This window comes from Maribacter sp. C-4077 (genome assembly GCF_055378385.1).
Genome location: NZ_AP038807.1, coordinates 1,117,975 through 1,133,158 on the forward strand (window position 1 = coordinate 1,117,975; position 15,184 = coordinate 1,133,158).

Below are 15,184 nucleotides of genomic sequence, written 5' to 3' on the forward strand. Positions count from 1 at the left end.
TTATAATGAAGGTACCTTTACACTTCCTCCTACCCAACAAGAGAAAGATACCGATTGTCCTGCCATCCCGGCACTGAAAATCATCTCCTTGGTTGGTGCTTTTGCGTTGTAACTAGCCGCAGCCTGGCCGGCCCTTCCACTTAACGCAGGGTCTACCCTACCGGCCTGTCTTGCCATATCAGCTGCCTTCCAATAGATGGCACGCTTTTCAAATGGGGTGTTCCCACATTCGTTGGCACTACCAGCATACAAGCTTGCAATCAACAAATAAGCTCTACCGTTCGCCGGATTGGCATCAATTGCCTTTTGGGCGTAACTTCTTGCAGTAGATCTACTTGATTTAGTATAACTAGTCGCAATTTTGTAAGCGATATTCGACTTCTTTTTAGCATCCGTTTCCAGTTCCAATGCTTTGTTGTAATCCGCTACAGCACCATTGGTATCGCCACTTGACTTTTTCAAGGAACCTAAATATACATAGGTATCCGCTGATGGTGCAAGTTGTGCTTGTACCTCCACCAATTTTTTAAACATTGGGTCTTCCGTACATTCCTTATTATACATTCTTCCCACTGCAGCTTTTACCCACTTCACGTCACCTTTCTTTTCCTCAAAACTCTTTTCGTATAGGGGAATTAGGTTTTCACAATCTGCCAATTTTCCTAATTTAGAATCGATGCTCCCGGCAATTTTACCGTAGTTTTCTGAGTAGGAATTGTAAACTTTAAGAGACCTTTGCTCCTTTGAGGTCAACGTACCGGCCTCTTCCTTTGGAAGTAACTTAGCAATGTTATCCGTAAGCTTTTCGTTCTCCTCATCGATTTTTGCAGTTACGTCATCATATACGTCAAAAACCTCTTGAAGTTCCTTTTTACCTGCTTCGTGCAAATCCACTAAACTTGAGAAGTATAGATACAAAGCTTTTGGGTTGGTGAAATTCTCCCTATCCTTGCTGAAAGCTTCAGACAACATGCTGTACATTTTGGAATCGTCGGCCATTTTGTTATCATACATTACCATTGCCTTATCCACCATAGTTTCTCCAGGACTGGTCTTTGAGGAAAAGTGGACAAGCTTGTTGTCATAAAGCCCCATAAGCTCATTGATATACCCTTCCTTTTCAGCTCCGGTAGATTTTTCAATTTTATCGTTCAGGATGCGCTCACCATAGACATAGATCGCATTGTTCAACTGAGGACAGGTCTCATATGTCTTTTTCCATGGCTCATAAGCCGCATCATAATTTTTAACTTTTGCATGCTCTGAAAATATAGACAGGTTCGTCATACATTCAGGGTTTTGCGCCTGTGCATTACTTACTCCCATCATCCCAAGGAACACAATTGCCGCGAAGTAAAGTTTAGTTTTCATCGTTCTAATTTTAAAAGTGGTTAATGTACTAAAAATTTATCAATTAATCTTTCGTTTTTGGAACCATCGATCGTTTAAAGAAAGGCCTACATTGACCTTAAAGTAACTCTCCTCTATCAAATTCGCCCTGGTGGTTCCCCTTCTGCCCAGCTCAAAACCAACATTGAGATTGGAGAAACTTCGTCCCAATGGTAACCCTAATCCAAAAGTTATGCCAAAATTATTTATGTCCACATCGTTGACCACCATTCCGGTCTTGTCCAAACGCACGCCTGCTCGATAGGTAATTCTTTTTAAGTAGCTATCAAAAGACCTTGCATCAGGTGTTATAAAACCACCCAAGGCCAAGGAACTGGCGTCGTTGTATTCTATATTATTAGTTCCTAAAAAAGGATTTTCAAAGGAACCCAACCCCTGAAAACTATATTCTGCACCTAAAAACCATTTAAAATCCATTCCATAACCCAACCCTAAAGTAGTGGTAGTAGGAATCTTAAATTCCGTATTTCTGAGGTTGATTGCCTCCAGATCAACCTCTAAGTTCTCGATATTGGTGCCGCTGGCGACTGAGAACGAACCGATATTCCTATTGTTCCTTGAAACCAAATTTCCTTGGGTATTTACCCTAACGGAAGTATGTAAGGTATGGTCCTCACTGATCTGTGGGGTATACAAGAGGGCATAATTAAAATCAAACCCGTTTATTTGGGAGGACCTTCTATCAAAAGTACCAAACTGCACATCCTCGATTTGTTGGAGCCTTTCATTGGACAAAGTACCATAATTATAGTTTATGGTTACACCCAGGCTAAGGTCCTTTATAATTTGATAGCCCACGGAATAATACACCTTAGTCAAATCCCCTTCCCCGCTGAAGATGTTTGTCAATGCTTGACCACTGCTGGAAGTTTCATCCACAAAATTATAGCCTACGGAGGAATAGGGCATAATCCCAAATCCCATTCCAAGACCTTTTCCCAGACTAAAACCTAAAGATAGATAGTCCAACGTGGTCAGGGAGCTACTCTGTTCTTCCTCAAAACTTTTGAGCCGCACCTGTTTGTTGGAAATCCCGGCCGTATACGTCACCAGACCCACTTTATCCATTACGTCCAGGCCTAATTCTCCATAGGCCGCAGGGTTCTGTAAATTTAGATGAATACTATCCGCATAGACCCCAATATGACCCATCATTTGGTTTTCAACCGTTGCCGAAGTCCTTAAGTCACCAATACCGAAAAACGAATAGGGAGAAACCGTACCATTTTGAGCATACATGCCCGCGGAGGCCATGCACACTATTGCAATTACAATTTTCTTGATCATCTAGTGCTTATTGTATTCCAGCAAATAATTAAGTCCCTTTAGCAGGAATTTGGAATCCGCAAAGATGGTATTTTTTAGTCTTTTAGACAAAAAATGACTATCACCCCCTGTTAAAATAACTGTTAAATCTTTAAAACGGGTTGCATATTGATCGATTATTCCGTCCAATTCGGCACAAACACCATTGACGACACCGCTGTGCATACTGCTGTTGGTGGTATTTCCTATTAAATCCAGTGGTGCCTCCATAGGAAGCAGCGGCAATGCCAAAGTCTGTTGGTGCATGGCCTTGTAGCGCATTTCCAGTCCTGGGGAGATGGCCCCTCCAAGGTATTCGTCAAAATCGTTCACCATATCATAGGTGATACAGGTACCGGCATCTATCACTAGCGTATTTTTATGGGGCGCATGATAAAAAGCGGCCGTTACCAGGGCAATTCTATCGATTCCCAACGTTTGGGGCGTGGCGTAACTGTTCTTAAATGGGACTTTGGATTCATGGGAAAGCACATGTACCTTACAGAACAAGGTCAGAACAGTAAGGTAGGTTTTATCGGTGGCACCTACGGATGCATAGATGGCCCTTTCTATGCCCGGGTAACGCTTAAAAAGTTTTTTGACCCTGGCCGTAAACTCCTCCAGTTTAAACCGTTCGTCAAAAATCAAGGTATTTTTGTCAAATACGGCAAACTTCACGAAGGTATTCCCTATGTCAACGACTAGATTCATGGTGTAAATTTATAGAATGGCTTTTGCATTGAAACAATTGTAACCTATTTTATCTTTGGCAGGAGCCATAAAAATCCCATGATCAAAAGAAAACCCATAAAAAACCAGATGGTAGGAATGCTTTGGGGCAGGAATTTTTCCTTTTGGTCCGTAACCGTAGAATCAAAGAATCCCTTGTTCCGTTTTAGGGTATTTTGGGCGGTCAAGGAATTCCAGTTTCCCGCCTCCATAACATAAAAATTTTGGGAAGCCTCACTATCCAGTTCCGATGCCAATTCATGCCAACCCTTTTCCTTAGGATAGACCCTTCCTTGCCATTCATCATGAACCACAGTGTTTTTTAATAATGGAACCCGATACTGATTTTCTAAGGTCACTACCGGGATTTCTTCCGATGTAAAAAACGAAAAATCGTAAGGTTCGTCAATAAATGCCCAGTTGGATTCCGACCGAAATGCGCCCGTATTCTGGGTTTGCTTCCGAAGTCCGTTGATCAAGGATGTCCAAATTTCCCTGTATTCTGCCTGCTTACCGTCCAGCAGCAATTCATACGTATTCTTCAAAGAAGTGGTCCCGATAATCCCTTGGCCCAATCGTTTGGAATATCCGTAATTTCCGATGGCCATTTCCGTCAGTCCTGTGGCCGGGAAGCGTACCGGATATTTTTCCATCAATGGTTCTGCCCCAACCGCTACGTTAAGGGTGTTTTCAGTATCGGGCTGCACTTCAAATGCTCCCAGTTTGTTTTCGACTTGAAACCGATTTCCCGTTTGTTGCACAAAAACTCCGAGTCCGTACTGCTGTATCGCTTCGGTCAGAACGGTCCTTTCCGAATTGGAAAGCATGTTTAATGAAACATCGTCAAAAACAATCAGATCCAAAGCCGATAGGTTTTCAGAATTCAAGGAATACACAGGTTGCCTTTCCGTATTGAAATATTCATACTTGTACTTCTGTTTGGTCAGTTTCGTCTTTACGATGACCCGATGCCCTTCTTCAGATAAAAAATTCTTCAAATACTTGGTTTCAAAAGAGGGGAATTCATTGACCATTAAAACTGTCAAAGGCGTTTTCGCGTCCACAATTACCGGTAACGGTTCTGTCTTAGAAACAGTACCGGAACCATCCTTGCTCTGTACGAAAAATAGGAACTTTCCGGGTGCCTTTAGGTTGGTCCTTAATCTAAATTGATGTTCTTGATTATGGGAAAAAACAATCGAATCCAATGGGCTTCCACCGGGCCCTTGAAGTACCAATTTGCTTTGATTGACTGGGTTATTATAAATTCCCTCTACCACTAGGTCTGCTCCCAAAATGGCCTTTTGGTTATATTTCAATTGTACGATTCCCTCGGAAATAGCTTCCGGAATAAATGAGACGGAACTTTGCTTAAACTGCCAAAGATCGTAATCCCGGACTCCATGTCCCACAATCAACAAACTTTCAATGGAATCCAATGTGGAAGAAAGGTCCATTCCTGGTGCATACTCCAGAACGGAAATCCTTCCGTTGCTTTTTTTTAGACTGTCCAAGGTTTCCGCTTGGTATCCATTGGTCAAAAGAACGGCCTCCTTCCTGACCTTTTGTAGGTACGTTGGTTTCAGAACCAACAAGGCCAAACAAAGAATGGCAAAGAACCCAAGGAATGTCTGTAGATAGAATCGCCTATCCGCCGTTCCGGTCCAGGCCTTCCAAATGAAAACGGCGAACAACAGGAGTCCGGTCAGCACAACGGCCAACATCCAATTTTTATTTTCAAAAGCAAGGTTACTCAACATTCAAGGATTCTATAAACAGATTGTTCAGCTCGTTTTGATAGCGCTCACTGGAATTTGGCAACACTTGTTTTTTGGGCAAAGCCCTATACAAGCCTTGCACCGCGTTTTTCATTTGCTGCATATCTATGCTTTCCGATTCCGATAACCAATTGACGGTCTGCAGGGTTTCCAGATATTTTCCAGGCTCCTTAATCGCCTGTATCGCCAATTCGTTCCCAACTTTATGGAAGAGGTCCCGATCGGCTTTGGTGATTCTTAAATCGGAATCCAACAAAACTTCCAAACGTGCTACCGCTTTCCGCATGTTTTCATAATCGTCTTCCTTTTCCAAGGTTTCGCTCTTGGAATAGTTCCCAACCTCCTTTAGGTCACCCGTCAAACGCTTGTCCTCTTTGATGGGCGGGGGATCAAACCCGATTCTGTGTACATATATCCGTGCGCTGTTTTTAATTTCCTGAATCAGTTTTAAGGCCTTGTACTGGTAAGGCAGGGATTTTTCCGGTTGAAAAAGTCGCAAATACAATTCGGCATCCCACATTTCCGCCATGGCCTGCTTCAATTTACTTTTTAGGGATTGGGCAAAAAGCGTGGAGGCTTCCGGATCCTCGTGATTATGGACATAGGCTTCCAGCGGATCTTCCGCGTCGTCTTCGTTTCCATGATCTTCGTGGTCGTGGTCTTCATGCTCCTCGGCCACCAAATTGTGCTCGTTTGAACCATCATGGTCATGGGTGTATTCCGCCAACGGATCTTCTGTTGCAGCTTCAACTTCGGTAACGACTACAGGGCCTCCCTCGCTTTCGTCGCCCATAAATTCCCCATATTTTATGCGCAAAGCCTTTTGGTCAAAGCCCAGCTCGTTGCTCCTAAAGTTGAACTCCTTGGTTTCAATGACGGGTTTCTCCGCAATCAATTTTTCCGTATCGATAATCAATTGGCGTTGGCTCCTGAAATAATCCGGCATTAGGTCGGCGCCCAAAGTTCCTTCTACCGCAAATTGATTGGTAACAGTGTCCTTTATGACGGAAAAGAAAGTTTCCGTCCTGGAAATATTGGGTCTAGGCTGTTTGTTGTCAATAGCCTCCACATAAAAATATAGTTCGTCCCCAGGTTCCATTTTCAGCTCCCTTAAATTAAGGGTCTTGCTGAAATCCTGACGTTTTGTTCCCAGACTCAGTTTTGTATCGAAGTCCAAGCGTTCCTCCCTAAACTTAACGGATTCCCCACTTCCCTTGCTTACCGTGGCTATGATGGCGACATCGGCCAGGCCAAAATCATCCTTTAATTGGGTGGTAAACGCCAGTTTTTGGGGACCTTCAAAATCAAAAGGGCTGAACTGCGGCAAACCTTCCATTTCAATAACGGGCGGTTCATCCTTATAGGTCTCCAACGCGAACAAATCGGATACGTAGGAATTGCCGAGGGAATCCTCAAATTTGATGGCATAAAAATTGGCATAATCAGCCACCAGCGATTTTGAAAAGGAATCTTTGGTACCGTCCATCTGGAGCGAATCGGCACCCATTTGTAGTTGCACCCCGTTGACCGATTGATCAAATACAATGTTCCAGGATATACGGGATCCTTCCAAGACCCGTAGGTTCATTTGGGTGGTGTATGTATCGAGTTTTTGGGTGTAATTTGGGTAGCTGATGCGGATTTCCTGACTCCTTATTTTTGGCGGAAGGATTTCGAGGTCTGTGGAATCCAGTGGCTGAAAGGTCACCACATCGGCCTCCGGAATGTTTTTTGTATTGCGGTCCAACTGAAAAGCTCCCGATGCATGTATCAACCACGCTAACAAAACAACAAACAGGGAAACACCGGCAGTAGGTACTAGGGCATGTTCGATTCGTATGTCACTTTGATGGTTCTTAAGGCTTTCACTGGCCCTTGCCCGCTGGATTTTGGAAAGCAGCGGCAATTGGTTTTCATTTTCCAAAATCAAGCCCGTACTATGCTCCATGGTCGGGATGGTTTCGTCTACCCGGGAACAGATTTGGGCCAGGGTCAACTTCCAAGGTCGAACAAACCATAAACCGACCGACAACGAAATCAAAAAGACCATTACGGCCACCCAAAAAGAGGAAAAAAGTAAATACGCGCTCCCCCCAAGTGCCAACGCTACCAGCAATGGCTCCGTACTTTTCAACAAGCGCCATTTGAGCAAAGCCCCGTATAAAATATCCCGCGCCTCCTTCATTGCTTTCTTACTTTTGAGAGTATCCGCTCTGCTACGAGCACTAAAAAAACGGCCAGCCAGATCCAAGTAGAAATATCCATGGTACGGACCTTCATTCTAGATTCCGAGGTGGCTACATGCGGGGTAAATTCCGTTTCGGGCAATACACGCTGGTCTCGTTCAAGCAAATTTTCTTCCAAGGTGCGGTTGAACAACAGCAAGCCTGCCAAAGAATTTGTCAGGTTTTCAGCGATGGCATTTTCTATATTCAAACGCTTGGTCAAATGAAAAAGATTTTCGGACTCGGTAGGTTCTATGAGGGAATTGGCCAAAGAATCGGGTACCATCGCAAGGGTGGTTTGTTTGACATTAGGAATATTGCTATCCTTTAACCAGACCAACAAATCCAACGGTTTTCCTGTTTCCAGTACGGTATCGGCGTTCATCGTTTTTATATTGATTTCCCGCATTCCATACATGCTTATGGCTTTTAAGGCCGATGTAACAAACCGCATTTCCCTTTCATAACTTTCGTCAAATGCTACGGTCACGTGCAGGGTATCGTTCTGTAATACAGGGACTTTGGTCGTTTCCCCCGATGCGTTCCATACCAGACTATCCGAAGTTAGCGAAACAACGCTTGCATCATTTTTGGAGAGCATGTTTGCCTGTAAATCGGTTATTTGGGAAGAACTCTTTGCTTCGAATAGCCTTATAGAATCCCCAATGATTTTTGCACCAATGGGCTTAACAACCTCCGAATCATTTTCTACCATGACCCAACGCACATTTGCGTCCAACACCGGTCTTGGTCCTTTGATTCCTTTGACCAAGCCTTTCGTAAAAACTACGATACTATCCGAAAGTATTTCATTTAACTTTTGGGCTAGCTGCCAATACGTAGGAACGGTGCCACGGTCAACCTCAGCTTCCAACTCCGGAAAATTTTCGGCAAACCATCGCATATCGTTTTGAGGAAGGGAATCCGCAAAGGCCATAAAAGCTTCGTTGGACGCCAAAGAAGGCTCAATAAGATAGGTCAGGGCAGCCTTTTGCACTTTGGTCTTCCACCGTGGTTCTGCCAAATACAGAATGATCAGCCCCAATAAAAGCATCCGCAGGAACAACAGGAACAATTCGTGCAACCTAATCTTTCGGGATTGCTTGGTATCGGATTCCTTAAGGAATTTTACACTTCCTACCTTCACCGTTTTTACATCCCCTTTGTTCAACAAGTGAATGAGCAAGGGAACGGCCAAGGAAAAAAGGGCCCAAAGATATGTAGGTTGCAATAATGTCATTTATCTCAACGCCATCCGTTTTTTTAAAAATAATTGCAAGGCCTCTTCCATCGGGTTATGAAGACGGAACAGTTCATAACTGATATTCTTGGAAAGGAAATCATTCTTTAGTTCCTCCAAATTCGTTTCCATCAATTTTAAATATTCCTTTCTGGCATTTTTTGCCTCCACCTTCACCTTTTTTCCCGTTTCCAGGTCTTCAAATACCAGGGCACCGGAATAGTTGAACTCCAATTCATTTTCTCCCAAAACATGAAGGACGACCACCTCATTTCTAGAGGTTTTTAGATTTTGAATCCAACGGGTCAGTTCGGTACCCACTTCGTGCATATCGGTAATGACGAACAACAATTCCTTTTGGGTGCGTTGATGTATCTTCTCCAAATCGTTCAGATTTGTGGGCCACTCCCCACCTACTTTAAGTTCGATCAGTTCGTGTAAAATGCGGTTATAATGCTTATTATGTGCTGCAGGATATACACTTCGCAATCCGGAACTATTAAGTGCATACAGCCCCACCATATCCCCTTGGTTGTGTGACAGATAGGCCAAGGAAGCCACCAATACCTTTACAAAATCGATTTTTCGCAGTCCGGCTTCCTCGTGGAGCATAGAAGCACTGCTATCCACAATGAACTTTACGTTTACCTGGGTATCAATGTCCGATTCCTTGATGTAATACCTCCCGGAACGGGCCAACATTTTCCAATCCAACAGCCGCATGTCATCCCCGGGTTGATAGTCCCTGTACTGGCTAAATTCCTGACCAGGGCCTACCCGCCTACTTTGATGCGACCCGGATAAAAATCCGTCCACAATCGCACGTGCTATGAGCGCCAAGCCAGATACACTGTTGATGATCTGCGGTTGAAAAAGTTCCCTGTAGTCCGTTTTCAAGGGGCAGCTATTTTACGTTTACCTTACTCTTTTCCAACAATTCCTTGGTAACGGCGTCCGAATCGATTCCTTCGGCCTCTGCCCTAAAGTTCACGATGACCCGGTGCCGCAATACTGGGAAGGCGACATGTTTCAGGTCTTCCAGAGTGACCGAAAAACGGCCTTCCTGCAAGGCCCTTGCCTTGGCGGTCAAGATCATGGCCTGACCTGCCCGGGGTCCCGCTCCCCAACCTACCCACTGTTTTACAAAGTCGGAATTGGTAGTTTCCGGGCGGGTAGCCCGTACCAAATCGCTTACATATCCAATAAGGTCGTCGCTTATGTGTACCTCGCGTACCAATTCCTGCAAGCGGATGATTTCGGGTCCGCTGATGATTTTTTCCACTTTGGGCCGATGGGTCCCCGTGGTATTTTTTAAGATGTTCTTTTCTTCTTTTGCGGTTGGGTAGCCAATCTTTATATAAAAAAGAAAACGATCCTGCTGTGCCTCCGGAAGTGGAAAGGTACCCGATTGTTCAATAGGGTTCTGGGTGGCCAAAATAAAAAAGGGTCGGTCCATTTCATAGGTCTTCCCTGAATAGGTGACCTCAAATTCCTGCATGGCCTCCAACAGAGCGGCTTGGGTCTTTGGCGGGGTCCTGTTGATTTCATCGGCCAAAACGATATTCGCAAAAATGGGGCCCTTATTGAACTTGAAGAACTTGTTGCCCGTGGTGTGGTCTTCCTCTAAAATTTCAGTGCCCACAATATCCGAAGGCATCAAATCCGGCGTAAATTGGATCCTATTGAAATTTAAGTCTATCGCCTGGGAAATGGTCTTGATCAGCAAGGTCTTGGCGAGCCCGGGCACCCCTTCCAAAAGGGCATGTCCACCTGCGAGAAAAGTGATGAGCATGTGCTCAATGGTTTCTTCCTGGCCCACAATGACTTTTCCTATCTCCTTTTTTAGCAAGGGTAATTTATCCGTCAATTTTTTTATTTCCTGCTCCGCAGCCACTAATTGTTTGTCCATGTATTCTAAATTCTGCTTAAGATGTTAATGCGTACATGACGATATTTACGCCAAATCTTGTATTATCGTTTTTATACCACCGTTTGTTCCTAAAATCATAATCCCATTCACAACCATAGTCCTTGTTACTGTACAATACCCCGATCCGTCCGTTGACCTCGATTGCCTTTAGGTATTCATGTACCAAGTCGTCGCCCCAACCGTTCAGTTCCTGGGAAGTAGTGGGCGGTCCATCTTCAAAATCGAAAAATATCGTGTAGAGTTCATGATCATTGGGCAATTTCACCAAGGCTTCGTTCCCGAACAACTCCCCCATTTGCCGTTCGAAGGATTTTGCAAAAAGTCCGTCGATATCGTGGTTACAATCGTCCACGAAAACGAATCCGCCGTTATCCACATATTTTTTAAAGTTTTCCCCTTCCTTTTTGGAGAATTGTACCAATTTATGTCCGGATAGGTAACAAAACGGACATTTAAAAATATCGTCACTGGCCAAGGGGACGATGTTTTCCACCGTATTCACCTGGAGGGTGGTATACTCTACCAAGGAGTTGAGCAGGTTGGAAGGCATACGTTGGTCCACGTCCCAATCGCCGGACTCATATTGTAATCGGGTAAAGAAAAACTCGTTACTCAACGGTATTCAAAAGTATTTTAAATTTTAAACCACTTCAGTGAAAATAAAAACTGGTTGCAATGATAAAATGTATCGCAACCAGCTTTTATAATTTCAAGACCTATACGGCATCCGATAAGCTCGTAAAGGTAAAGTCCCTGATTTTCATGTACGGAATCAAATTCCCGTTAATACGGACCTGTTGCCCCAAAGCTTCCAGGTTGTTCAGCATGATGACCGGACTCTCATTAAAGCGGAAGTTCTTCACCGGATGTTTGATCTGTCCGTTTTCGATATAAAAGGTTCCGTCCCGGGTAAGACCGGTATACAATAAGGTCTGAGGGTCTACCGTACGGATGTACCACAAACGGGTCACCAAAATCCCTTTCTTGGTACCTTTTATCAAATCTTCCAAAGAAGCATCGCCGCCACCCATGATGATATTGTTGGGAAACGGCACGGGTTCAACACCTTGTTCCTGCGCCCAGAAACGGTCATAGGCCAAATTTTTGACCACCCCGTTTTCGATCCAAACGGTTTTCTTCAAGGCCTGACCATCTCCGCTCCAAGTACTGGTGGGAACTTCGGGATGCAAAGGGTCTGACCACAGGTTGACCCTTTCGTCCACTATTTTTTCTCCCAATTTGGTGCCTCCACCTTCTTTGGACATAAAGCTTCGGCCTTCATCGGCGGTACGGGCATTTAGGGATCTTGCCATATTGCTGATCAAGTCCTCGGCCGCGGCGGGTTCCAAGATAACGGTGTATTTACCAGGTTCTATAGCCTTCGCTTCCCTGGACATCACCGCCTTGTCAATAGCCACCTTGGATGCCTCGGAAGCATTGAACTTGCCTATGTCGTTAAAATCCCTGGCGACCCAACCGGAACCTGTACCATCGTTGGTTCGCATGGTGACCGTAAAATCTACGTTGGAGGATTTATTGTATGCAAAAAGACCCTTGGAATTCAACATCGCACTGAAACCATAGGAATCGTCCAAAAACCCTGCCGCCGTTACATCTTGTGCGGCCGCGGGTTCAATACTGTCGTTGGCCACCGATGCCCTATATTCCGGGGTTATATTCGCCGTCGCTTCCACAAAGTTAATGGCCTTATCATAGCTTTGCTGCTCCAAAGGTTCCATGAATTCCGGGTTTTCCGGGGAAAGTTTCGCCAGTTCCTCCGCTCTTTTCACCACCTTTTCCAAAGAGGCGTCGTCAAACTCGTCAATGGTCGCCGTACCTGATTTCTTCCCAAAACTGGATTGCACAACCAAGGATTGATTGGATCTATGACCTGCCGTGGAAACCGTATTCCGGGCGTAGCGGATGTTTCCGCTCTCCTCCCCACTTAAATTTATTTCACATGTATCGGCCGTGGAAAAGCTCAACGCCTTTTCCATAATTTTTCTGGCCTCTTCTTCTGTATATATTGCCATTTCTGAAATTTTGTATTGCGTATCCTTTAAATGGTACGACCCGTGTTAATTACATTGATATCATTGAATCTGGAGGTAGAGCTACCGTGGGATACGGCACTCACTTGGGACGGCTGCCCCTTTCCATCAAAGAAGGACCCGAACATGCGGTAATCCCCTTCATCACAAATCTTGGCACAGGAATTCCAAAATTCCTGGGTATTGGATTGGTAGGCCACATCGTTCAGCATACCGGCAATTTCCCCGTTTTTGATTTCATAGAATACCGTACCACCAAACTGGAAGTTATACCGCTGTTGGTCAATGGAATACGAACCGCGTCCGGCGATATAAATACCTTTTTCCACATCCTTGACCATGTCCTTAATGGAGTACTTTTCGGTTCCAGGTTCCAGGGATACGTTTGGCATCCGCTGAAATTGGACATCGTTCCAGCTTTGGGCATAGCAACATCCGTGGGATTCGTTTTGGTCGATGATGTTTACTTGATCACGAATGGCCTGATAGTTCACCAAGGTACCGTTACGGACCAAATCCCATTTTTTGGTCTTCACGCCTTCATCGTCATACCCAACGGCACCTAAACTACCTACTTGGGTCTTGTCCGCCACCAAGTTTACGATCTTGCTTCCATAATTGAAATCGCCCGATCTCCATTTGTCCAAGGTAGCAAAACTGGTACCTGCATAATTGGCCTCATAGCCAAGGACACGGTCCAGTTCCAAGGGGTGTCCAACCGACTCATGGATGGTGAGTCCCAAATGGTTGGGCTCCAGAACCAAGTCGTATTTTCCTGGATCTACGGATTTTGCCGAAAGCATTTCCTTGGCCTGATTCGCCGCTTGGATGGCATCTTCCACGATATCATAACTTTTTCGGTAGAGGGTGATTCCGGCAGGACCTTCCAGTTTTTCCGAAGCAAGTCCGTCCATATACTCGTAGCCCATTCCCATGGGCGCACTCATCGCCTGGCGGGTCTTGAACTTGCCCGCCGCCCGATCCACGGCCGTTACGCTGAAGGTAGGCCAGATACGGTGCACGTCCTGGTCTATGTAAGAACCATCCGTAGAGGCAAAATATTTTTGCTCGTTGACCATGAACAAGGCCGAATTCACAAAGTTGGCGCCGTTTTCCATGGCAGCGGCATTGGCACTCAATAACAGGTCTACTTTTTCAGAAACCGGTACGTCCTTAAAATCCTTGGTCAAAGGGGTCTTCCAAGAAACCTCTCCATGCGCCTGCACCGGTGCCAGTTGTACGGGCTCCTTCTGGATTTTGGAGTTGGCCTTGGCAATGGCTACGGCCTGTTGGGTCGCTTTTTTGATTCCGTCCTCGGTAACGCTATTGGTGGAGGCAAAACCCCAGGTCCCATTGGCGATTACTCTTATTCCAATTCCAAAGGATTCCGTGTTCACCACGTTCTGCACCTTGTCCTCCCTTGTAAATACATATTGGTTCAAGTACCGTCCAATGCGCGCATCGGCATAGGTAGAACCCAAGGATTTGGCGGTATTCAGGGCCACATCGGCCATTTTCTTTTTTAGGACGACGTCCATACCCGGCTCCAGGAGGGCTTCTGTTTCAATCACATTGCCCATCATACTTGCGGGTACCAATAGGGAGGCCGCACCCATGCCGGACAATTGTACAAAGTTTCTTCGTTTCATTGTTTCGTCTGTTCGAGTTAATTTTTTACTTAGTCAGTATTCCCATAAGCCCATATTTCATGGGTGTCTATTTTGACACTACTTAATAGGAATAGCTCCTAAAATAGGGAATTCTACCTGTAACATCCTTGGGTATTTGGATTTTATTAAGAAGATTTTATGATATTCACATTTTGTATAGGTGCCAAATTAGAACCCTGGAACCAAGGATATGATTTATTGACGTTCCCCTATCGCAACGTGGAATCATCGTAAATAGGGGTATTGAACGGGAGGTACAAAACAAAAGGATGCTTTTTTTGTTTTTTAGTTGGTATATGTAAAATTAGAAATTATATTTGCAGCCGCATTCCCCATAGCTATGGGGGCGTAAAGGTACCTTAGCTCAGTTGGTAGAGCAACGGACTGAAAATCCGTGTGTCCCTGGTTCGATTCCTGGAGGTACCACAATATACACAAACCCATCCACTTTAGTGAGATGGGTTTTTTTATGGGAAAACCGTAAGCGTTTACGCTTAACAGGTTTTGGACATAAAAAAACAACAGCCGTTTAGGCTGTTGGGTTTGTGTATTGACTTTTGGGAACAAAGGAACAACGAGCGTAGCGAAGTTATCTCCTGTAGGTACCACTTAACGCAGCAAACCCGCTCCTTCAAGAGCGGGTTTTTTATTTACCGGATTTTTGGTAAGCTTGATTGATCAAAAAAGTAGGAAAATAAAAAAGCAGCTGCCATGGGCAGCTGGGTTCGCTATTTTCAATTGTGGTTCCGATGGAACAACAAGCAAAGCGAAGTTATCTGCTGGAGGTAAGGAAAATAAAAACTTAAATCACGTTAAGTTTACCAAGGATTCAAATCCAATACTACC

The 15,184-nt window shown here is 44.7% G+C and carries 11 protein-coding genes and 1 tRNA gene; 1 reads left to right on the forward strand and 11 read right to left on the reverse strand.

The window, feature by feature from the left end:
• The 11 genes from ACZ41C_RS04890 to ACZ41C_RS04940 form a co-directional block, all read right to left on the reverse strand.
• The gene (locus tag ACZ41C_RS04890; protein ID WP_138257082.1) at window positions 1–1,371 is read right to left on the reverse strand and encodes a tetratricopeptide repeat protein; all 1,371 of its coding nucleotides are present in this window, start codon (window positions 1,369–1,371) and stop codon (window positions 1–3) included.
• A 39-nt stretch (window positions 1,372–1,410) separates the two neighbouring features.
• A complete protein-coding gene (locus tag ACZ41C_RS04895) occupies window positions 1,411–2,697 on the reverse strand; it encodes a hypothetical protein (RefSeq protein WP_464564761.1) in 1,287 nt (428 codons plus the stop codon).
• Complete coding sequence (locus tag ACZ41C_RS04900; RefSeq protein WP_464564763.1) at window positions 2,698–3,426, reverse strand: type III pantothenate kinase; 729 nt, start codon at window positions 3,424–3,426, stop codon at window positions 2,698–2,700.
• A gap of 44 nt (window positions 3,427–3,470) precedes the next feature.
• Window positions 3,471–5,204: a hypothetical protein gene (locus ACZ41C_RS04905; RefSeq protein WP_464564765.1), complete on the reverse strand. Its 1,734-nt coding sequence runs from the start codon at window positions 5,202–5,204 to the stop codon at window positions 3,471–3,473.
• Window positions 5,194–7,407, reverse strand: a complete 2,214-nt coding sequence (locus ACZ41C_RS04910) for a tryptophan-rich sensory protein (protein ID WP_464564767.1) — start codon at window positions 7,405–7,407, stop codon at window positions 5,194–5,196. The genes ACZ41C_RS04905 and ACZ41C_RS04910 overlap by 11 nt, the downstream gene beginning before the upstream one ends.
• Entirely contained in the window at window positions 7,404–8,687 is a 1,284-nt protein-coding gene (locus ACZ41C_RS04915; RefSeq protein WP_464564769.1) for a BatA domain-containing protein, read from the reverse strand. Before ACZ41C_RS04915 ends, ACZ41C_RS04910 begins: the two co-directional genes overlap by 4 nt.
• Window positions 8,688–9,584, reverse strand: coding sequence for a DUF58 domain-containing protein (locus ACZ41C_RS04920; protein WP_464564771.1), 897 nt, complete (start codon window positions 9,582–9,584; stop codon window positions 8,688–8,690).
• A gap of 7 nt (window positions 9,585–9,591) precedes the next feature.
• Complete coding sequence (locus tag ACZ41C_RS04925; RefSeq protein ID WP_464564773.1) at window positions 9,592–10,596, reverse strand: AAA family ATPase; 1,005 nt, start codon at window positions 10,594–10,596, stop codon at window positions 9,592–9,594.
• A 16-nt stretch (window positions 10,597–10,612) separates the two neighbouring features.
• A complete protein-coding gene (locus ACZ41C_RS04930; RefSeq protein ID WP_464564775.1) occupies window positions 10,613–11,233 on the reverse strand; it encodes a DUF4159 domain-containing protein in 621 nt (206 codons plus the stop codon).
• 100 nt (window positions 11,234–11,333) lie between these two features.
• Window positions 11,334–12,650 carry a TldD/PmbA family protein gene (locus tag ACZ41C_RS04935; protein WP_464564777.1) on the reverse strand — a complete coding sequence of 439 codons (1,317 nt, stop codon included), beginning with the start codon at window positions 12,648–12,650 and terminating at the stop codon, window positions 11,334–11,336.
• A gap of 26 nt (window positions 12,651–12,676) precedes the next feature.
• Window positions 12,677–14,317, reverse strand: a complete 1,641-nt coding sequence (locus ACZ41C_RS04940; protein ID WP_464564779.1) for a TldD/PmbA family protein — start codon at window positions 14,315–14,317, stop codon at window positions 12,677–12,679.
• Between the two features lie 374 nt (window positions 14,318–14,691).
• On the opposite strand from ACZ41C_RS04940, the gene ACZ41C_RS04945 reads away from it, so the two are divergent.
• Window positions 14,692–14,764, forward strand: a tRNA-Phe gene (locus ACZ41C_RS04945).
• The last annotated feature ends 420 nt before the right edge of the window (window positions 14,765–15,184 follow it).